Here is a 19,055-nt window from a genome sequence, read left to right as displayed (position 1 = left end):
CTCTAGGCGGCGGTCGCGGGCCCGGCGGCGCGCCGGGTCAGTTCCCGGTGGCGCCGCGCTCCGCGGACAGCCAGGTCCGGTAGCGCCGCAGGGCGCGGCGCTGCTGCCGCTGCTCGCAGACCAGGGCGAGCGCCGGGTGGGTGCCGGGCCTGACGCGGCCGCCGCGGGCCACGCGCCGCATGGCGTGGCGGACCTTCGCCATGCTCGCGGCCGAGGCGAGGGCCTTGTCGGACCAGGTCACCGGCTCCATGCGGCTCTCGGCCTCGCGGCCGTCGCGCCACCGGGCGGGGAGGTCGGGGGTGACGGCGAGCGCCGTGCCCATGCCGACGACGGCGACGCCGCTGCCGATGACCCGCTCCGCGGTGTCGCGGCGGGTGATCCCTCCGGTGAGCATGAGCGGGATCGGGCTGGTCTCGACCAGGTCCTGGGCGAGGTCGAGGAAGTAGGCCTCGCGGGCCTGGGTGCGGTCGTCGGCGGGGCGGCCCGTCATCGCGGGGCTCTCGTAGCTGCCGCCCGAGAGTTCGACGAGGTCGACGCCGAGCGGGGCGAGCATCCCGATGACCTGCCGCGCGTCGTCGGCGTCGAAGCCGCCGCGCTGGAAGTCGGCGGAGTTGAGCTTCACCGCGACGGCGAAGGACGGGGAGACGGCGCCGCGGACGGCGCGGACGATGTCCAGGAGCATCCGGGCCCGGTTCTCCAGCGGTCCGCCCCACCGGTCGGTGCGCGTGTTGACGAGCGGGGAGAGGAACTGCGACAGCAGATAGCCGTGCGCCGCGTGGATCTCGACGCCGTCGAACCCGGCCTCCTCCGCCCGGCGGGCCGTGACGGCGTACCGGGTCACCGTGTCCTCGATCTGCCGCTCCGTCATGGCGGTGGGGCGCCCGAACCGGCTGCTGTGCCTCCCGAGGGAGACGGCGAGGTCGGAGGGGCCCCACACGACGCCGGGCATGCCCGAGGCGACCTGGCGGCCGGGGTGGTTGATCTGCATCCAGACGGCGCCGCCGCCCGACTTGGCGGCCTCGGCCCACGCGGCGAACGGTTCGAGCGGCGCGTGTTCGTCGAGCACGACTCCGGCGGGGCCGGTCAGCGCCTCGGCATGGACCATCACGTTGCCGGTGATCAGCAGTCCGGCGCCGCCTTCGGCCCAGCGGCGGTACAGCGCGGGCAACGGCGCGTCGGGGAGCTGGCCGTCGCCTGCCATGCTCTCCTCCATCGCCGCCTTGGCGATGCGATTGCCCAGTACCTGCCCGGAGCGCAGCGCCAGCGGCGCGAACAACTCGCTGGTCATCCCGTTTCCCTCATTCCTCGTCCGCCCCCTACGATGTGTACACCTCTCACATTAGAGGGAGAAAGTAAGCATCGTAAACATCGAGGGGTGTGACCCATGTCGCAGACCGGCGCCTACCACCACGGCGACCTGCGGGCCGCCTGCCTGCGCGCGGCCCGCGAGCTGCTGGAGGAGGACGGGAGCGCCGGGCTGTCGCTGCGCGCGGTCGCCCGCCGGGCCGGGGTGTCCGCCACGGCCCCGTACCGTCACTTCGCGGACCGCGAGGCGCTGGTGTCCGCGGTCGCCGCGCAGGGGTACGGGGAGCTCGCGGAGAGCCTCGCCGCCGCGCACCCCACGCCGTCGAGTCCGGACGAGCTGGCGGCGGTCGCCGTGGCGTACGTCCGGTTCGCGCTCGACCACCCCGCGCTGTTCCGGGCCATGTTCGCCGAGCCCTGCGACCCGTCGGACGCGGAGCGCGCCGCCGCGACCGCCGCCATCACGGAGTACGTGCACGGCATCGTCCTCGGCGCGTTCCCGGGGGCCGGTGAGACGGACGCACTGGCGACCACGGTGTGGGCCCTGGTCCACGGCCTGGCGTTCCTTCACCTGGACGGCAAGCTCGACGCGTCCTCCCCCGAAGTGGTCGCCGCCCAAGTCGGCGCCTCCGTGCACGCCCTGTTCGCGGTCTCCGCGTCCGCCGGCACACCCCGCGCGTAAGGCCCAGCGATGCACAGCACGCTGACGGAGCACGCCCGCTGCCTGTACGGGGACGAGTACCGGCCGACCCCGGAGTGCGACGCGGACCACCGGGAGCACTGCTTCGTCGAGGAGCTGACCTTCGCGGGCGCGGACGCGATCCTCGCCATGCTCGACGAGCTCAGCCCCCACGCGGTGGACGGCCTGCTGCCGGTCTGGGTACGGAACCTGGCCTACCGGCTGGTGCTGCTGCAGCGGCCCGACGAGCCGGCGCTGCTGCGCCGGGCCGCCGAGAACCTGTGGCTCCACGGGCCGGACTGGGACCACATCGCCGCGGACCTGCGCCGGCAGGCCGACGCGCTGGAGGCCGGCTGATCCGGGTCAGCGCCGGAAGAGACAGATCACGGCGATGTGCTCGCCGTCGCCGACCTTGCCCTCCACCGCGCTGAAGCGGTCGAGCTGCCAGCCGAGCGCCTCGACCGCCTCGATCTGGGGGGAGATGCCGAGCATCGGCGCGGTGACGAAACTGTCGGTGATCGGGTCGATGAACTTGTAGACGAGGACATGGGCGCCCCGCTCGATCGCCTGCCGGGCCTGTTCCTCGGCACCGTCCCGTGTGCTCTTGTCGGAGAACGTCATGAACACCGTCCCGACCGCCGCCGCCCGGACTGCCCGCATGGATGCGCGCCGCCCCGCGCCGGCCACGCTTCCAGGGTGCGCCGATGCCGACCCGAGCGCAGCTCGTGGCGTGGCGTGCCGGGCCACGCCGCCGGGCCGCGGTCTCAGTCGTCGGCCGCGACGAGCAGGGTGACCCGGGCGGCGGCCCGGTCGACGAGCACGAACTCGTGGAACTCGCCGTGCACGCCGCCCCAGTCGTGCAGCGCCTCGTCACCGAACTCGACGAGATGGTGCACGGCGTCGGCCGCGGCCAGGCGGTCGAACACCTCGCGGCGCAGATCGTCCCGGAGCGCGGCGGGCGGATCCCACTGCGGGTCCACCCACTCCGCCAGGATCCGCGCCGCCGTTTCCCGGGAGACGGGCTCGTACGCGTCGGGGGTGATCAGGCGCAGCCAGTAGGGGCCGTGCCGGATCCCGTCCGGGTCCACCCCGCCGCCCGCGTAGTCGTCCCTGAACTGCTCGTGCGCGATCAGTGAGGCGAGAAGTTCCTCGTCGCGCGGGGGAAGGGAGCGGGCGGCGCCGTGGAGGTGTTTGACGTCGACCCACCGGAAGCCGTGCTCCTTCGGGTCCCGGGCGTAGTGCCGGAAATTGAGGAAGGCGCTTGCCTCGTGCGTGAGCCCGTCGTCCATGACGCCAGCCTAGAAGGCCGGGCCCGCACCCCTCGCGCTCAGGCCGTCTGACCGCCGTCCACCACGAAGTCCTGGCCCGTGCAGTAGCTGCCCGCGTCGCTGGCCAGGAAGGCGACGAGCGCGGAGACCTCGGCGGGGCGGCCCGGGCGCGGGATCGGGAGGTGGGCGACGGCACCGCCGCCGGACCGGGTCTCCTCGCTGATCATCGCGGTGTCGATCGGGCCGGGGCAGATGCAGTTGACGCGGATGCCGAGCGGGCCGAGCTCCTTGGCCGCCGACCTGGAGGCACCGCGCAGCCCGAACTTGGAGGCGCTGTAGGCGAGACCGCCCTCGTATCCGTTCAGGCCCGCGGTGGAGGAGATGTTGATGACGGATCCGCCGTGCTCGCTCATCAGCGGGGTCACGGCCTTGATCCCGAGGACCGGGCCGACGAGGTTGATCTGCAGGGTGGTCAGCAGTTCCTTCTCGCTCAGCTCGGCGAGCGGCACCTTCCGGTAGGCCGCCGCGTTGTTGACCAGCACGTCGACGCGACCGAACCGCTCGCGGACCTCCTCCATGACCTCGCGCCACGCGTTCTCGCTGCCGACGTCCAGCGCGAGTCCCAGCGCCGCCGGGCCGATCTCGTCCGCGACGGCCCGCACGGCACTCGCCTCCAGGTCCGTGAGGACCACGCGCGCTCCGAGCCGCGCGCACAGCCGGGCGTGCTCCGCCCCCTGGCCCTGCGCGGCTCCGGTGACGACGACGATCTTGCCCGTCAGGTCGACCAGCTGCTCCGTCACAACTCCACCCCTTCGTCGGTTCGTTCGTTGCGTTGGTTCGTTGCGTTCGTGCGTCGCGTTCGTGCGTCGCGATCGTGCGTCGCGTTCGGTCCGGGTCAGGCCGCGAAGCCGTCGAGGAAGATCGCCATGCAGTCCCGGGCGAGGTCCTCGCTCGTGTACGCGTCCTCCGGGTGGCGCCATTTGACCGACAGCCACACCGCGTCACGGATGAAGCGGTGGAAGACCTTCGAGGGGATGTCGTCCCGGAACACGCCGGCTCGCTTGCCGTCGTCGATGGCCTCCAGCCAGCACTGCTGCGCCTCGTCGGCCAGCTCCTTGATGTGCCGGTACTCCGGCACATCACGGAGGTTCGTCAGTTCGCTCTGGTACACCGTGGTGGTGTGCGGATCGTCCGCCGCGGTGCGCAGCGAGACCTCGACGATCGCCCGGAGCCGGACCCGCGGCTCGAGGCTGCGGGGCGCCTCCTCGTCGTAACGGGCCTTCAGCTCCCGTACGTAGGTGTGCAGCAGCTCCTGGACGATCGCGTCCTTGGACGGGAAGTAGTGGTACAGCGCACCGGACCGGACCCCGACCTGGGACGCGATGGCGCGCACCGTGGTCGTCGCGACGCCTTTGGCCGCGAACAGCTCCGCGGAGGCCTTCAGGATGTCCGCCCGGCGGATCTCGACAGTGGGCATCTACGTCCTCCACTTGATTGATCGCTTGCTCAACGGAAGCTAGACGGCTTCCCGCCGGCAGGTCAATCGGTTCACTCGAAATCTCTCCAAAAATGGCTCTGACCTGGGCAGTTGAGTGGGATGCCCACTTCCTGACCGGTGTCCCACTGCGTGGGACGTCCCGTTGACCAAGCGTTCAATCGGCACTACTACTGCTCTCCGACGGGCCGCGACGGCCCGGGAGGAGAGGGGCGCCGATGTCACTCGCGCAGTACTGGTCCCTGGCCGATCTGCACCATGTCGGCGTGGTCGTGGCGGACATCGAGAAGGCCGCCGAGGACGTCCAGCGGATCTACGGCCTGTCCGTGACGGTCTTCGACGAGACGCGGTTCGCCTGCCGGATCGGCGGGGTCGAGCACTTCGGGACACAGCGCATCGGGCTCTCGGCCGGCGGCGCGCCGCATCTCGAACTCCTGCGTGAGGTACCGGGATCCGAGATCTGGCGGGCGGCGCCGGGCATCCACCACCTCGGCTTCGTGGTGGACGACCTGCCGGCCGCTGCCCGCGCGGCGCAGGAGGCGGGGGCGCCGGTGTGGATGGCCGGGGTGCGGGACGGGATCAGCCCGGCCGGCGCCACGTACCACCGGGACCCGCTCGGCCAGGTCTTCGAACTCCTCGACCGCAGCCTCGCCGCCAGGCTCGCCGACCGACTGGAGCGCGGGCGCCCCACGGCGCCCCGGCGCTCTGACCCGCACCGAGACATCTGTCACCAGCGAAGGAGCAACCCATGAGCCCGCGTGTGGTCTACGCCCGCAGTGTGCACGACGACGCCGAGATCAACGCCTGCCTGGAGGTGCTGCGCGGCGGCCCGTTCGGCCTGAAGATCGGCAAGAACGTGGCGGAGATGGAGGCGACCGTCGCCGAGCTGTACGGCAAGCGCCTCGGCGTGATGTGCAACTCCGGCTCCTCCGCCCTCTATCTCGCCCTGGAACTGCTCGACCTGCCCAAGGGCGCGGAGGTCATCACCTCACCCCTGACCTTCTCCACGGACGTCGGGCCGATCGTGCGCGGCGGCTGGGTGCCCGTCTTCGTGGACGTGGAGCCGGACACGTACAACGTGGACGTGAGCAAGATCGAGGAGCTGGTCACCGAGCGGACGAAGGCCGTCCTCATCCCCAATCTGGCGGGCAACGCACCCGACTGGGACGCCGTCCGGGAGATCGCCGACCGGCACGGGCTGAAGGTCATCGAGGACTCCTGCGACTGCATCGGCACCACACTGCGCGGCACCAGGACGGGCAGCCGCTCGGACATCACCGTCACGAGTTTCGCGATGGCGCACATCGTCACCTGCGCCGGCAACGGCGGCATGGTGTGCCTGGACGACGAGGCGCTGCGCGACAAGGCTCTGATGCTGCGCCGGTGGGGGCGTCGCTCCGAGCCGCACCTGTTCGGTTCGGCGCGGACGGGCCGGGTGTTCCGCGAGGACCTCGACGGAGTCGCGTACGACAACGACTTCATCTTCGACGTGCTGCCGTGGAACTTCGAACCCTCCGAGCTGGGGGCCGCGTTCGGTCTGCAGCAGCTGAAGAAGCTCGACCAGAACTTCAAGCGCCGGGCGGAGATCTTCGAGGCGTTCACGAACGCGTTCGGCGCGTACCCGACGCTGTTCTCGCTGCCGCGCCAGCTGCCCGACTGGCACACCGCGTGGCTGTGCTACCCGGTGACGGTCCGGACCGACGCCGGTTTCGCGCGCGGTGACCTCCAGGAGTCCCTGGAGTCGGCGGGCATCGACACCCGCACCGTGTGGAGCGGGAACATCACCCGGCACCCGATGATGCGGGGCGTCGAACACCGCGTCCCCGAGGGCGGGCTGCCCGAGGCCGACGCGGTGTTCGAGCGCGGGATGTCGCTGGGCATGAGCCACGGCACGACGGACGAGGAGCTCGATCACGTGGTGGCGAGCATCCACGCGTTCGCCTCGCGCTTCGCCCCCACCACCGGGGCCGGCACCGCCCGGCGCTGACCCACCGCTCCCCCGCACCGGAAAGGCTCCGAGGTCCAGGCCATGCCGACTCCCCCCATCAGAACCGCCGTGTACGCACCGCCGATCGGACGGGACGTGGACGCCTGGCGGCGTCGGCTGCGCCTGCTCGACGAGAGCGGCCTGACCGCCGTCTCGGTGTCCGATCACTTCCAGGCGGGCGTGCAGGATCCGGTCGCCACGCTGGCCGCCCTCGCGACGAGCACGCGGCGGCTGCGTCTGATGGCGCTGGTCCTGTGCAACGACTACCGCCATCCGGTGATCACCCACCACGCGATGGCCACCGTCGACGCCTTGTCCGGCGGGCGGCTCGACCTGGGCCTGGGGGCGGGCTATCTCGCCGCCGAGTACGCGGCCGCGGGCCTGCCCTTCGACCCGCCGGGACTGCGGGTGGACCGGCTCACGGAGTCGGTGGACCTCGTCAAGGCGCTGTTCGGCGGCCGCCCGGTCCACCACAGCGGCCCGCACTACACGGTGTCGGGGCTGACCGGGTCGCCGGCACCCGTGCAGACGCCGCATCCTCCGCTGGTGATCGGCGGCGGCGGGAAGCGGATGCTCGCCCTGGCCGGGCGGCACGCGCAGATCGCCGGCATCCACTCGAACCTCGGGCACGGCACCGCGTACGACGCGGCCGTCATCGAGGACATGGTGCCGGAGCGGATGGCGGCCAAGATCGGCTGGGTGCGGGAGGCCGCCGAGCGGGCCGGGCGCGACCCCGACGGCCTCTCCTACCTGTCGGTCACCTGGACCTGCCGGGTGGTCGACAGCCCGCGGCGGACCCCTGCGGCGCTCGCCGAGGTGTGCCGGGCCTACGGGGTCGACCCGGAGGTCGGCCGGCGCTCGACGGGGCTGCTGGTCGGCACCGTGGAGGAGTGCGTCGAGCAGCTCCGGCAGCGGCAGCGGGACCTCGGGCTCGACTACGTCGACTTCGGCGCCGCCGATCCCTCTACCGTCGCCCCGCTGGCCGCGGCGCTGGCCGCGCCGGACGCGGGGCTCTGAGCGCGGAATCAGGCGGAGGCTATGCGCAGCACCAGTGCGGCCGCGGCCAGCAGGGTCAGGACGACGACCGGGGCCACCGCGAAGTCCTTCACGCGCACGTGGGAGATCACCGCGCCGACGAAGTAGAGCACCAGGCCTACGGCGGCCGCGACGCCGAGCGGCGCGACGGCCAGGCCGGCCAGCAGGCCGAGCGCGCCCGCCGCCTTCGCGGTCGCGAGCCAGGGCAGCCAGGAGTCGGGCACGCCCACCTTCGTCATGCCGCTCACGACCTGCGGATTGCGGCTGAAGGTCGCGAAGGCGGACCCGGCGGAGGCGAGCGCGAGCAGCGCGGCGACGATCACATATCCGATGAACATGGGGACACTCCAACGATCTGGGGACGACAACCGTTGAAGAGTAACAATGATTTATGTCGATCCACAATGAACCCGCTGTTACCGTGGACGGCATGGCAGCAGCGCACCCGAACGACCGCCTCGGATTCCTCCTCTCCTTCCGCGGAGAGCTCACCGGTGCGCGCATTCGCGCCGCCGTGGCCGTCGCCGGGCTGCACCCGCGCAACGCGATGACCCTGATGCACCTCGCGCCGGGCGCCACCAGCCAGCGCGAGCTGGCCGTGACGATGGAGGTCGACCCCAGCCAACTGGTCGCGATCCTCAACGAGTTGGAGTCCTCGGGACTGTGCGAGCGGCGCCGCGACCCGGCCGACCGGCGGCGACACATCGTGGAGATCACCCCGGCCGGCCAGGAGGCCCTGGAGCGGATCGACGAGGCGGTGAGCGTGGCCGAGCGCGAGCTGTTCGGCGATCTCACCGAGGCCGAGCAGACCCTGCTGCGGGGCCTGCTCGACCGTGTCGTGGTGGATCCGGCCTCGCACGAGTGCGGCGAATAGCGAGGGATCCGGGCGCCCCGCGGCCCGTCAGTCCCCGAAGGTGACGACGGCGCGGCCCTGGAGGGTGCCGTCGTGCAGCGCCTTGTACGCCGCCTCGACCTCGGCGAACGGGAACAGGTCGACGTTGTTGCGGACGCGGCCGGTCTCGGCGAGCCGCAGCACCTCCTGGACGTCGGCGATGCCGCTGCCCTGGAAGGTGAACACCTCGCCGTCCCGCGGCAGTCCGCCGTACCAGGGTGACTGGAGGCGGCCCGACGCGGCGCCGACCAGCCCGAAGGCGCCCGCGGGGCGGACCGCGGCGACGCCGGCCGCGATCGTGGCGTCCACTCCTACGAAGTCGAGTACGGCGTCGGCGCCGTGACCGTCCGTCAGCGCACGGATCTCTGCCGCGGTCCCTTCCGTGGTGCCGACGAGCGTGGCGTGCGCGCCCAGTTCCGCGGCCACCTTCAGGCGGGCCTCGTCGGTGTCGACGGCGACCACCTGGGCGCCGGTGAGCAGGCACAGGAACTGAACCGCGAACGCGCCGAGTCCGCCCGCGCCGATGACGACGGCGGTGCCGCCGGGCCGGATCCGGGGCGCCGCGCGCCGCACCGCGTGGTACGAGGTGGCCCCGGCGTCCGTGAGCGGGCCCGCGGTGCGCGGATCGAGTCCGCCCAGGGGCAGCAGGGCGCGCGGGTCGTCGACGAGCACGTACTCGGCGAGGCCGCCGTCGCGCCCGAAGCCACGCCCCGCCGGGGCGTTCGGGCAACTGGCGTCCAGGCCGCGCACGCAGTACGCGCAGGTGCCACAGGACGCGGGAGAAACGAGGGCGACCGGGTCGCCGGGGGCGAACCCCGTGACGCCGGCGCCCAGTTCGGCGATGCGGCCGGCCGTCTCGTGCCCGAGCGTGAAGGGTATGGACCAGCCCAGGGCGCGGCCGAACTCGGCGGGCATGCCCAGCATCGTGAAGTCGGAGTGGCACAGGCCGCAGCCAGCTACCTCGACCAGCGCCTGACCGGGCCCGGGCTCGGGAACGGGCACATCGACGACCTCGGCGGTATGTTCCCACTCCGGAATGCGATAGGCGCGCATGGTGGTACGGCTCACGGCGGTCACCGTCCTTGTTCGTCGCCGCCTGCGACGGCCCGCGTCTGCGGCGGCATGCTCGCGGCGAACGTAGTGGTGGACGGTCGAGGGGTACAGAGCGCCGCGCGCGGCCGTGGCCCGCGGGGTCAGGTGCCGGGCAGGTCCTGGCGCACGATCGTCACCGGGCAGGAGGCGTGCTGCGTCACCTGCTGGCTCACCGAACCGAGCAGGGCCCTACGGAACGCGCCGCGGCCGTGACTGCCCACCACCAGGAGATCGGCGCCCTCCGACGCCTCGACCAGTACCGCGGCCGGGTGGCCGTGCACCACGCGCTCGTGCACGGGCGGGCCCGCGTCACCGGCACCGGCCTCGCGGCCCAGCACCGTCCTGACCTCCTCGAGCAGGCGCTGCTCGGCGTCCTCCTGGTCGAACTCGCCGTCCGCCGCCGGGGCCGACCACGACGCCTCACCGGGGATCTCCCACGCGGTGACCACGTCGACCTGCCCTCCGACGAGCCCGGCGTACCGCACGGCCCAGCGCAGCGCGGCCTGCGAGGAGGGCGACCCGTCCACGCCCACCACGATCCGTGCCGTCCGCTCTTGCGTGTCCATGGCCGCGTCCCTTCTGGACCTTCTGGATGCCTCCTTCCAGCCTGGTCGAGAAACGAGCGCACTGCCATACGAAAGCCCCGTACGGGCACAAGAGAGACAATGAATGTCTCGTGCCCGAGACGGGAGGAATCGTGACCACCATCTCTGTGCCCCGCTCCGTCGTGACCTCGCTGGTCGAGGACGCCGTCACGGCCCCGTCGATGCACAACGCGCAGCCGTGGAGATTCGTGCACCGGGAGGACTCCGGCACCCTGGAGCTCCGCGGTGACCCGGCGCGCGAGCTGCCCCGGGAGGACCCGGACCGCCGGGCGCTGCACCTGGGGTGCGGGGCAGCCTTGTTCGCGCTGCGGGTGGCCGCGGCCGAGCGGGGGCTGCGGGCCGTGGTCGAGCTGCTCCCGGATCCGGCCGATCCGTGGCGTGTCGCCGACGTCCGGTTCGAGGAGGCCGGCTCCGGTGAGGACGAGCTGGCCGTGCTGCATCCGGCGCTGCGCGAGCGGCACACGAGCCGGTACCCGTTCACGGAGGAGCAGGTGCCGCCGGAGATTCTGGACGGGCTGGGCGCGGCCGCCCTCCTGGAGGGCTGCAAGCTCGTCGTGCCGGGCGCCTGGCACACGGAGACGGTCATGGGCCTCATCCGCACCTCGGAGCTGTTCGAGGCGGCGGACGAGTCGGTACGGACCGAGATCGCGGCGTGGACACGCACCGGGGCGTCGGACGAGGCCCTGTCGGACGAGGGGATCCCCGCCTACGCGCTCGGCCCGCGCCAGTACGACGTCACCTCCCCCGTACGGGACTTCGACACGGGGCGTCAGGTCACGGGCCGCACGGCGGAACCCTTCGAGAAGCATCCGCAGATCGCCTTGCTCGGCACGGCAGAGGACGGCCCGACGGACTGGCTGCGGGCCGGCCAGGCACTCCAGCGCGTCCTCCTCCAGGCCACCCTGGACGGCCTCTCCACGTCCCTGATGTCCCAGCCCATGGAGTGGCCCGAACTGCGCACCCTGACCCGCGACCCCTCCTCCACGACCGGCCACGTCCACATCATCCTCCGCCTCGGCTACGGCCCCCGAGGCCGCGCCACCCCTCGCCGCCCGGTCACGGAGGTGCTGTCCTTCGAGGGGTGAGATCCGGGGCGGCCGACCCCTGGATCTGTGGCCCGCCGCTGGTCCACCCTGAAGGAGCACGTGCTCGCGCCGTCCGTCCGGCCGCTGCATCAGGAGGCCCCGAACGCACACCGACCTGTTCACCGCCGTCCTCGCCTTCGCCGGAGTCGCGCTCCTGATCAATGTGGCCCCCGGGCCCGATTCGCTGCTCGTCGTGCGGGCCTCGGTCGCCGAGGGGCGGCGGGTCGGGGGCGCCGCCGCGGTGGGCGTGCTCGTCGGGTGTGCGGGGTGGGGGGTCGCCACCGCCGCGGGGCTGACGGCTCTGCTCACCGCGTCCCGGGCCGCGTACGACGTGCTGCGGGTGTGCGGTGCCCTGTATCTGGTGTTCCTCGGGGTCTCGGCGCTGCGGCGCGGCCGGGCGGACTCGGCCGAACCGGACGGGGTGGGCGGCGCCGGCCGCGGGCGGGCGGTGGCGTTCCGGCGCGGGGTGGCGACGAATCTGCTGAACCCCAAGGCCGGGGTGTTCTACATGAGCCTGATCCCGCAGTTCGTGCCGCCGGGCGCGGGGCTGTTCGGTACGACGCTGCTCCTCACGGCCGTCGACGTGGTCGAACTCGCGCTCTGGTACTGGATGCTGGCCCGGGCCTCCTCCACGCTCGGCGAGCGGGTCCGCCGGCCGGCGTTCCGGCGCCGCCTCGAACAGGTCACGGGGGTCGCCTTCCTCGGCTTCGCCGCCGGGCTGCTCTTCGACCGCTCCGCTCCCTCGCGCCTGTGAGCCGGCGGCTCAGAAGACGCGCAGGTGGATCTCGCGGGTCAGGTGCGTGAGCAGTTCGCTCAGCCACGGGGTGCGGACCTCCGGGCGGCGGACCAGGGCCTCGCGGAACGCCTGCGGGTCCGCGCGGAAGGGGTGGCGGGCGGCCGAGGGAGGTGCCGGGTCGTCGCGCAGGACGCCGTCGGGGAGCCGGCCCGACGCGGGGACCGGCAGGTGCGCCGACGGGAAGGCCAGCTCCAGCCAGACGCCGAAGGGGAGCGGGACGCGGTGGACCGCGCCGGGGGTGCCGGGGGACCACAGGACGCCCGTACGGGAATGGGTCGGCACGATCAGGATGTCGACGGGGTCGGGCGGAGGCGGGACGCCAGGGCCCGCCAGCGCCGCCCGGCGGGCGGTGCCCCGCGCCGGGAGCAGGATGTCGAGGCCGCGCTGAAGGACCGTCGCCACGAGCGGGCCGCCGTTCAGGATCGTCACGGGGCGGCCCTCGGACGCGGCCAGGAAGTGGGCCAGGGCGCGGCCCGCCGCCGCCTCCCATTCCGGGTTCCAGGCCCACCAGCGCCGGGTCCCGGGGGTCGCCGCCCAGTCGGCGCGCGGTTGGAACGGTGACGTGCGCCGGTCCTCGGCCAGCAGCTCGGCCCAGGTCGGAGGCGTCGTGTCGGTGCCCTCGACCCGGCGGCGGCGCACGGCCTCGGGAGCGAGCCACACCGCCTGCCACAGGGAGCAGTCGTCGATCCGGGTCGCCACGGCCAGGCCGCACGCGACGCAGGCCATGTTCGGCCCGTCGGCGCCGTCGAGGCCGCAGCAGTAGCCCCCGGCCCGTTCGGGGACGAGTGCGGTGCCGCGCACGTCGCCGGGGGCGAGGACGACCGCGCCGGGCGCCCCGAACGACAGGTGGTACACGGGGGCGTGGACGCCCCGGGCGGCGGCCTCGCCCGGGGCGAGGTCCTCCCAGACCCGCCAGGGCGGTCCGGACGGCTCTCGGTCGACGGCGAACGTGCCGGGTTCCATGAGCACCGGGAGCTGGATCCCGTTCCCGTACTTCTGGTGGGCGTGGACGGGCAGCGCGACGCGGCTCAGCGGCACCGTGAGCTCCGCTCCGCACCCCGCGCACTCGAAGACGTACAAGCAGGTCCTCCCCCCTGTTCGGCGCAGGCGCGCCGGACTTCACCCCAAGGAACCACACCGGCGGCACTGACCTGCACCGGTTTACCGCCGTGCGGACGGCCGACCGGCGGCGGAGCGGGCCGCCGGGACTGCGTGTCCGGCGGGCGGCGGGTTGGGTCGTGGGCGGCGGTCCCGACGACGGCGCACGACGTGCCGCGCGACCGCCTCCCCCGCTGGATCCGTTGGAGGAATCCCTGATGCGTTCGCTGAAGATAGCCACCGGCACCGTGCTCGCCTGCTCCGCCCTGCTGCTCGCCGCGCCGACGGCCGCGCACGCCGCCGGCGCGGGCTCACCGGCCGGCTGTGAGGAGGCCAAGTCGCAGGCGGTCGAGGCCCAGGCCGACTACGACGCGATGAAGAAGCAGTACGACGGCGGCGACCACGTCAACGTCACCAAGGAGCAGCTCGCGGCGGGCGAGCAGAACGCGAACTCCACGGCCTCCGAGGCACAACGCCTGTGCGGCGACACCGTGGCGAACCCGTCGGCCTCCCCGTCGACGTCCGCCTCGCCCACGTCCCCGGCGACCCCGAAGCCCGTGCCGAAGCACACCGCTCCCGCGAAGCCGATGCCGACCGCGCCGATGAAGGACAAGCCGAGCGGTGCCATGCACACCGGCTCGGGCTCGACGAGCACCGATCCGGCGGGCGTGCCCGCGCTGGCCGCGACCGGTGGCCTGGCCCTCGCGGCCGCCGCCGGCTTCGCCCTGCGCCGCCGCGGCAGCCGTCAGAACTGATCCGTCCCCGCGCGAGGTCCTGGCGCCGCCGTACCGCCGACGACGCGTACGGCGGCGCCGGACCCGTCCGGTGTCCCGCCCCGCCCGTTCACCCAGGAGTCAGCCCGTGCCCGATGCCCACCGCTCACGCGGGTCACGGCTGCGCCGGGCCGGCGAAGGGCTGGTCGTGAGTCTGGTCGCGGCGGGCGCGTTCGCGTTCACGGTGGCGGACGCACAGTCCGGGCCGCCGCAGCCGGGCGCCGGGGCCAGGGCCGTGGCGAGCGGACGCGCCGTCGCGCCGATGCCCGCCGCCCGGCCGCTGCGCGTGGTGATCCCGGAGCTGCACGTGGACGCCCCGCTGACGAAGCTGCGGCTCCAGGACGACGGCCGGCTCGCCGCGCCGCCGGAGGACGACGACAACCTCGCCGGGTGGTGGGCGGACGGCCCGGTCCCGGGCACGCGCGGCACCGCGATCGTCGCCGGTCACGTCGACATCCCGGACGGCCCGGCCGTGTTCTACGGGCTCGGCGCGCTGAAGCCCGGCACGACGGTCGACATCACGCGGTCCGACCACCGCACCGCCCGCTTCACCGTCGACTCCGTGGACGTGTACGCGTCCGACGACTTCCCCGACCGGAAGGTGTACGGCGACACGGGCCGCCCCGAGCTCCGGCTGATCACCTGCGGTGGCGGCTACGACGAGGAGCGCGGACGGTACAAGGGCAACGTCGTCGTCACCGCCCATCTCTCCTCCTGAGGAGGCATCGTGGCCGCAACCTGGGACCCCCGCCCCGCCCCCGGCACCGGCGTCGAATTCCTGCCCGTCCTGGACATCCCGCCGCCGGGGCGCCAGCGCCGGTGGACCGTGCTGCTGCGCTGGCTGCTGCTGCTCCCGCAGTTCGTCGTCCTGGCGGTGCTGACGATCGCGGCGGTGTTCGTGGCGATCGCCGGCTGGTTCGCGGCGCTGTTCCTGGGCCGGCTGCCCGACGGGATCTACCGCTTCCTCGGATCGGTGCTCGTGTACACGACCCGGGTGAACGCGAGCGCGGCGCTCCTCGTGGACCGGTACCCGCCGTTCGCGTTCTCGGCGCCGGACCACCCCGTGCAGATCGAACTGCGCCCGACGCCGCTGAACCGGCTCGCGGTGCTGTTCCGGCTGATCCTGGTGATCCCCGCGGCGATCCTCACCTCGCTGGCCCAGAGCGGCTGGGCCGCGCTGTGCTGGGTGTTCTGGCTGATCACACTGGTCCTGGGGCGGCTGCCCGAGCCGCTGTACGCCGCGACGGCCGCCGTGGCGCGCTACAGCTTCCGCACGGCCGCGTACTGGCACCTGCTGACCCCGGCCTACCCGAAGGGCCTGTTCGGGGACGCTCCGGTGCCGCCCGCCGAGGTCCGCTCCGGGACCCGGCCGCTGCTGCTCGACACCTCCGCCAAGGTGCTCCTGGTGATCTTCCTGCTGCTCGGCCTCGCGGGCCAGGTGGTCCGCGGCACCGTGGACTACGACGACGACGGCAGCACCGACCCGTACGGCTCCCACCGGACGGCGCCGTAGCGCTCCGGTGAGAGCCGCAGGGGGACGGCCGCGGTCAGGTGCGGCCGGGTTCGTTCAGGCCGTGCGCGGCGGCCAGTTGCGGATCGCCTTGGGGCGCGGCGGCGCGTAGGTGCGCACCTTCGACGTGGTCAGGCCCAGGCGGACCAGCGACTCGGCGATGGTGACCGCGGCGGCGACACCGTCCACGACGGGGACGCCGGTGCGGGCGACGACCTGCTCGGTCAGGCCCGCCATGCCGCCGCAGCCCAGGCAGATGACCTCGGCGTGGTCCTGCTCGACGGCGGCCGCGGCCTGCTCGACGATCGCGGCGACGGCGGCGTCCGGGTCGCTCTCGAGCTCGAGGACGGCCATGCCGCTGGCGCGCACGGAGGCGAGCCGGTCGGTGAGCCCGGCGAGCTTGAGCCGGTCCTCGATGAGCGGCACGGCCCGGTCGAGGGTCGTGACGACCGAGTACTTGTGGCCGAGGAACTGCGCGGTGCTGGCGGCCGCCTCGGTGATGTCGACGACGGGGACGTCGAGCAGTTCCTGGAGGCCCTCGCGGCCGTGCTCCCCGTAGCCGGCCTGGATGACGGCGTCGAAGGGCTCGGGGTAGGCACGCACCTTCTCCATGACGGCGATGGCGGCGAGGTAGCTCTCGTAGTTGCCCTCACAGGACTCCGGTCCGAAGTCCGGTGTGAGCGGCACGATCTCGGTGCCGGGCGCCGCGACGGCGCGGGCCGTCTCGGCGATGCCCTTCGTCATCGACTCGGTGGTGTTGACGTTGGCGACGAGGATGCGCATGGGGGTGGTACTCCAAGGGGTGTGGATCATTCGGCGGCGACGGCGATGTTCTCCCCGTCGACGTGCTCGAAGGTCTGCTTGCGGTCGTTCACGGCCCAGTACAGCGCGGCGGCGATGCCGGCGCCGATGAACCAGGAGAAGCCCGCGATGCCGGCGAAGGCCGGGACGAGCGCGATGATCACGGAGATGACGGCGGCGGGCACGAAGACGCCGACGGCCTTCATGTTGACGCCGCGCCGGTAGTGGTACGTGGCCTCGGGGTGCTCGGTGTACAGGTGCGGCACGTGGATCTGGGCCTTGCGCAGCAGCCAGTAGTCGGCCATGACGATGCCGAAGACGGGACCGAGCAGGGCGCCGAGTCCGCCGAGGAAGTACGTGACGGCGACCGGGCTGTCGTACAGGTTCCAGGGCAGGATCACGAGGCCGATGACGGCGCTGACGACGCCGGCGCTGCGGAAGGTGAGGCGCTGCGGGAACATGTTGACCAGCATGTAGACCGGCGCGACGAAGTTGGCCAGGAGATTGACGGCGACCGTCAGCATCAGCAGGGCGAGACAGGCCAGGGCCAGCAGGATCGTGCTGGGGATGTCCTGGACGACCTGGGTGGGGCTGGTGATGACCTGGCCGTCGATGCGGAACTGGGCGCCGCTGAGCACGACCGCGATCGCGGCGAAGAACAGCATGTTCACCGGGATGCCGATGAGGTTGCCGCGGGAGATGGCGCGGTTGGACTTCGCGGACCGCGTGAAGTCGCAGAAGTTGAGGACGAACGTGCCGTAGACCACGACCCACAGGGCGGCGGCCTCGAAGATGTGCAGCCACTGGGTGCCGCCCTGGAACGGGGTGCCGTTGTCGAGCGCGATGGAGCCGTCGGCCTTGACGAACATCCAGACGGCGAGCGCGAGCACGGTGACCAGGACGGTCGGCGCGGCGAGCGCCATGTACCGGCGGATGGCCTGCATGCCGTAGCTGACGATGAGGACCTGGACGGCCCACAGGAACAGGAACGCGATCCAGCCGAGCGTGGACAGGCCGAGGATCGAGTTCTTGTCGTAGTCGGCGGCGCCCGGCCACAGGGCCGTCACCAGTGTGCGCAGCACCTGGGAGGCGAGGTAGGTCTGGATGCCGAACCAGGCGATGGCGGCGGCGCCGCGGACCGCGGCGGGCAGCTTGGAACCGCGGATGCCGAAGGCGATGCGGCTCATCACGGGGAACGGGACGCCGGTGCGCGAGCCCATGCGGCCGGAGAGGTTGAGCAGGACGAACAGCATGCCGGACGCGACGGCGAAGGCGATGAGGATGTCCCACACGCTCATCCCGAGGGCGAACAGGCCCATCGCGAAGGCGTAGTTGCCCAGGCTGTGGACGTCGTTGCCCCAGAGGGTGAAGACGTTGTAGGCGCCCCAACTGCGCCCCTGGATCTTGGTCGGTGCAAGGTCGCTGTTGTAGAGCCGCGGGCTGATGTCGACGCCCGCCACCTCCACCGGCTCCGTCCGGGATGGGGGCCGTTGCTGAGCAGTGGCCATGGGGACCCCTCAACTTTCCGCCGTGCAATTTCCGCTGTGCGAAAACACAGTTCCAAAGAATGTGAACTGGACGTTACGACGTGGGTTTTCCGGAGGTCAACGGTTTCCAGGTGCCGGAAACTCCGTGACATGAGTCACAACGGGGCGCCCTTGTATACCAAGCGGGGAGACGCGTATAACCCCGCCGGACGGGTCCGGCGGGGTTGGTCGGATACGCCTCCGGAAGCGGAGAAAGAGCAGGTCAGAGCAGGGGTTCCTGTAGTTCGGTGACCCAGTCCTCACGGTTCTCGGGGCACTCCAGGTTTACCTCCGTGGGGTATCCGGCGGAGCGATGACCGTGTGCGTCGATCCAGTGGGCCAGCATCTGGACAGCCGGCAGGACCGTCTCCATGGAGCCCCGGTGGATGAGAGTGGCGGCCCGCTCCACGGGCGGCAGGTCGAGGATCCGCAGGCCGTCGTCCTCGCGGGGCGCCGCCGTCACCTCGACGCCCGCGTGCACGAGGATCCCGCCGCCCGGCGCGTCCTCGTAGCGGGCGACGCCGGGCCCGGTCGGTGCGATGCCGGCCGCCTCCAGACGCCGGAAGAGTTCCCCGTACAGCGGCTGGATCACCGGGCCGACGGTGTCGAAGTCCGGTGCGACCGCGGTCAGTTCGGCCACGCGGCGGCTGGGCAGGTGCTTGATGACGATGTCGTCGCCGGGCATGAGTCCCTCGCTCTCGATGGACCGGAGCCGCGCCTCGACCTGGCCGAGCCGGGCCGCCGTCGCCGCCATCTCCGCGGCCAGCTCGGCGCGGCGCAGCCTCAGCATCGCCCGCAGTTCCCCGGCGTCCACCTTCTCGTCGAGGATCTCCCCGACCTGCGCGAGGGTGAAGCCGAGGTCCTTCAGGGCGATCAGCCGGTTGAGCCGGGCGAGCTGGGCGGCGGTGTAGTGGCGGTATCCGGTGGCGGGGTCGACGTGGGCCGGGCGCAGCAGTCCGGTCGCGTCGTAGTGACGCAGCATCCGGACCGAGACCCGGCCGTGCCGGGCGAAGTCTCCGATGGTGAACATGGTGTCTCCGAGTACACGGGCTCACACGGTGTGAGGGTCAAGCGTCCCCCACCGAGCCCCGCTTCCAGTCGTCCCGGACAT

Annotated in this window: 23 protein-coding genes; 11 read left to right on the top strand and 12 right to left on the bottom strand. The window is 72.6% G+C overall.

Annotation, left to right across the window (positions count from 1 at the left end; translation table 11 throughout):
* Positions 1-37: 37 nt before the first annotated feature.
* Positions 38-1,288: an NADH:flavin oxidoreductase/NADH oxidase family protein gene (locus tag IAG42_RS31515; protein ID WP_188340351.1), complete on the bottom strand. Its 1,251-nt coding sequence runs from the start codon at positions 1,286-1,288 to the stop codon at positions 38-40.
* Positions 1,289-1,384: 96 nt separating this feature from the next.
* On the opposite strand from IAG42_RS31515, the gene IAG42_RS31510 reads away from it, so the two are divergent.
* Together IAG42_RS31510 and IAG42_RS31505 are read left to right on the top strand one after the other, a co-directional pair.
* The gene (locus IAG42_RS31510) at positions 1,385-1,984 is read left to right on the top strand and encodes a TetR/AcrR family transcriptional regulator (RefSeq protein ID WP_188340350.1); all 600 of its coding nucleotides are present in this window, start codon (positions 1,385-1,387) and stop codon (positions 1,982-1,984) included.
* Positions 1,985-1,993: 9 nt separating this feature from the next.
* Positions 1,994-2,338 (top strand): hypothetical protein, encoded by a 345-nt coding sequence (locus IAG42_RS31505; RefSeq protein WP_188340349.1) that lies wholly within the window; start codon positions 1,994-1,996, stop codon positions 2,336-2,338.
* Between the two features lie 6 nt (positions 2,339-2,344).
* Here IAG42_RS31505 and IAG42_RS31500 read toward each other — a convergent pair whose 3' ends face one another.
* The 4 genes from IAG42_RS31500 to IAG42_RS31485 all read right to left on the bottom strand — a co-directional run bounded on the left by IAG42_RS31500 (position 2,345) and on the right by IAG42_RS31485 (position 4,726).
* A complete protein-coding gene (locus IAG42_RS31500) occupies positions 2,345-2,602 on the bottom strand; it encodes a hypothetical protein (RefSeq protein ID WP_188340348.1) in 258 nt (85 codons plus the stop codon).
* Between the two features lie 143 nt (positions 2,603-2,745).
* A complete protein-coding gene (locus IAG42_RS31495; RefSeq protein WP_188340347.1) occupies positions 2,746-3,270 on the bottom strand; it encodes a hypothetical protein in 525 nt (174 codons plus the stop codon).
* Positions 3,271-3,308: 38 nt separating this feature from the next.
* Positions 3,309-4,049 (bottom strand): SDR family NAD(P)-dependent oxidoreductase, encoded by a 741-nt coding sequence (locus tag IAG42_RS31490; RefSeq protein ID WP_223206230.1) that lies wholly within the window; start codon positions 4,047-4,049, stop codon positions 3,309-3,311.
* A gap of 95 nt (positions 4,050-4,144) precedes the next feature.
* Complete coding sequence (locus tag IAG42_RS31485) at positions 4,145-4,726, bottom strand: TetR/AcrR family transcriptional regulator (RefSeq protein ID WP_188340345.1); 582 nt, start codon at positions 4,724-4,726, stop codon at positions 4,145-4,147.
* 236 nt (positions 4,727-4,962) lie between these two features.
* On the opposite strand from IAG42_RS31485, the gene IAG42_RS31480 reads away from it, so the two are divergent.
* From IAG42_RS31480 to IAG42_RS31470, 3 genes are read left to right on the top strand one after another with little or no spacing between them, the layout of a single operon-like run.
* Complete coding sequence (locus tag IAG42_RS31480; protein ID WP_188340344.1) at positions 4,963-5,496, top strand: VOC family protein; 534 nt, start codon at positions 4,963-4,965, stop codon at positions 5,494-5,496.
* Positions 5,493-6,731 (top strand): DegT/DnrJ/EryC1/StrS family aminotransferase, encoded by a 1,239-nt coding sequence (locus tag IAG42_RS31475; protein ID WP_188340343.1) that lies wholly within the window; start codon positions 5,493-5,495, stop codon positions 6,729-6,731. Before IAG42_RS31480 ends, IAG42_RS31475 begins: the two co-directional genes overlap by 4 nt.
* A 42-nt stretch (positions 6,732-6,773) precedes the next feature.
* Positions 6,774-7,748 (top strand): TIGR03621 family F420-dependent LLM class oxidoreductase, encoded by a 975-nt coding sequence (locus tag IAG42_RS31470; protein WP_188340342.1) that lies wholly within the window; start codon positions 6,774-6,776, stop codon positions 7,746-7,748.
* An 8-nt stretch (positions 7,749-7,756) separates the two neighbouring features.
* Here IAG42_RS31470 and IAG42_RS31465 read toward each other — a convergent pair whose 3' ends face one another.
* The gene (locus tag IAG42_RS31465; protein ID WP_188340341.1) at positions 7,757-8,104 is read right to left on the bottom strand and encodes a DoxX family protein; all 348 of its coding nucleotides are present in this window, start codon (positions 8,102-8,104) and stop codon (positions 7,757-7,759) included.
* A 92-nt stretch (positions 8,105-8,196) separates the two neighbouring features.
* On the opposite strand from IAG42_RS31465, the gene IAG42_RS31460 reads away from it, so the two are divergent.
* Positions 8,197-8,640, top strand: a complete 444-nt coding sequence (locus IAG42_RS31460; protein ID WP_188340340.1) for a MarR family winged helix-turn-helix transcriptional regulator — start codon at positions 8,197-8,199, stop codon at positions 8,638-8,640.
* Positions 8,641-8,667: 27 nt separating this feature from the next.
* Here IAG42_RS31460 and IAG42_RS31455 read toward each other — a convergent pair whose 3' ends face one another.
* Positions 8,668-9,726 (bottom strand): alcohol dehydrogenase catalytic domain-containing protein, encoded by a 1,059-nt coding sequence (locus IAG42_RS31455; protein WP_223206229.1) that lies wholly within the window; start codon positions 9,724-9,726, stop codon positions 8,668-8,670.
* Positions 9,727-9,851: 125 nt separating this feature from the next.
* The gene (locus IAG42_RS31450; protein ID WP_188340339.1) at positions 9,852-10,316 is read right to left on the bottom strand and encodes a universal stress protein; all 465 of its coding nucleotides are present in this window, start codon (positions 10,314-10,316) and stop codon (positions 9,852-9,854) included.
* Between the two features lie 131 nt (positions 10,317-10,447).
* Here IAG42_RS31450 and IAG42_RS31445 point away from each other — a divergent pair, with 131 nt between their 5' ends.
* Together IAG42_RS31445 and IAG42_RS31440 are read left to right on the top strand one after the other, a co-directional pair.
* Entirely contained in the window at positions 10,448-11,440 is a 993-nt protein-coding gene (locus tag IAG42_RS31445; RefSeq protein ID WP_223206228.1) for an Acg family FMN-binding oxidoreductase, read from the top strand.
* Positions 11,441-11,603: 163 nt separating this feature from the next.
* On the top strand, positions 11,604-12,194 hold the full coding sequence (locus IAG42_RS31440; RefSeq protein ID WP_223206227.1) for a LysE family translocator: 591 nt from the start codon (positions 11,604-11,606) through the stop codon (positions 12,192-12,194).
* Positions 12,195-12,203: 9 nt separating this feature from the next.
* On the opposite strand, the gene IAG42_RS31435 is transcribed toward IAG42_RS31440, so the two are convergent.
* On the bottom strand, positions 12,204-13,316 hold the full coding sequence (locus IAG42_RS31435) for a hypothetical protein (protein ID WP_188340337.1): 1,113 nt from the start codon (positions 13,314-13,316) through the stop codon (positions 12,204-12,206).
* A gap of 236 nt (positions 13,317-13,552) precedes the next feature.
* Between IAG42_RS31435 and IAG42_RS31430 the strand changes: the two genes are divergently transcribed.
* The 3 genes from IAG42_RS31430 to IAG42_RS31420 all read left to right on the top strand — a co-directional run bounded on the left by IAG42_RS31430 (position 13,553) and on the right by IAG42_RS31420 (position 15,620).
* The gene (locus IAG42_RS31430; protein ID WP_188340336.1) at positions 13,553-14,089 is read left to right on the top strand and encodes a hypothetical protein; all 537 of its coding nucleotides are present in this window, start codon (positions 13,553-13,555) and stop codon (positions 14,087-14,089) included.
* Between the two features lie 106 nt (positions 14,090-14,195).
* Complete coding sequence (locus IAG42_RS31425; RefSeq protein WP_223206226.1) at positions 14,196-14,825, top strand: class F sortase; 630 nt, start codon at positions 14,196-14,198, stop codon at positions 14,823-14,825.
* A 6-nt stretch (positions 14,826-14,831) separates the two neighbouring features.
* The gene (locus tag IAG42_RS31420; protein ID WP_188341697.1) at positions 14,832-15,620 is read left to right on the top strand and encodes a DUF4389 domain-containing protein; all 789 of its coding nucleotides are present in this window, start codon (positions 14,832-14,834) and stop codon (positions 15,618-15,620) included.
* A gap of 54 nt (positions 15,621-15,674) precedes the next feature.
* Here the strand turns inward: IAG42_RS31420 and IAG42_RS31415 are convergent, their stop codons facing one another.
* The 3 genes from IAG42_RS31415 to IAG42_RS31405 all read right to left on the bottom strand — a co-directional run bounded on the left by IAG42_RS31415 (position 15,675) and on the right by IAG42_RS31405 (position 18,974).
* Positions 15,675-16,400 (bottom strand): aspartate/glutamate racemase family protein, encoded by a 726-nt coding sequence (locus IAG42_RS31415; protein ID WP_188340335.1) that lies wholly within the window; start codon positions 16,398-16,400, stop codon positions 15,675-15,677.
* A gap of 26 nt (positions 16,401-16,426) precedes the next feature.
* Entirely contained in the window at positions 16,427-17,926 is a 1,500-nt protein-coding gene (locus IAG42_RS31410) for an NCS1 family nucleobase:cation symporter-1 (RefSeq protein WP_188340334.1), read from the bottom strand.
* Positions 17,927-18,167: 241 nt separating this feature from the next.
* Complete coding sequence (locus IAG42_RS31405; RefSeq protein WP_188340333.1) at positions 18,168-18,974, bottom strand: MerR family transcriptional regulator; 807 nt, start codon at positions 18,972-18,974, stop codon at positions 18,168-18,170.
* Positions 18,975-19,055 lie beyond the last annotated feature (81 nt).

Source organism: Streptomyces xanthii, assembly GCF_014621695.1.
Taxonomy (GTDB): domain Bacteria; phylum Actinomycetota; class Actinomycetes; order Streptomycetales; family Streptomycetaceae; genus Streptomyces; species Streptomyces xanthii.
This window is presented reverse-complemented; position numbering and strand designations above follow the sequence as displayed.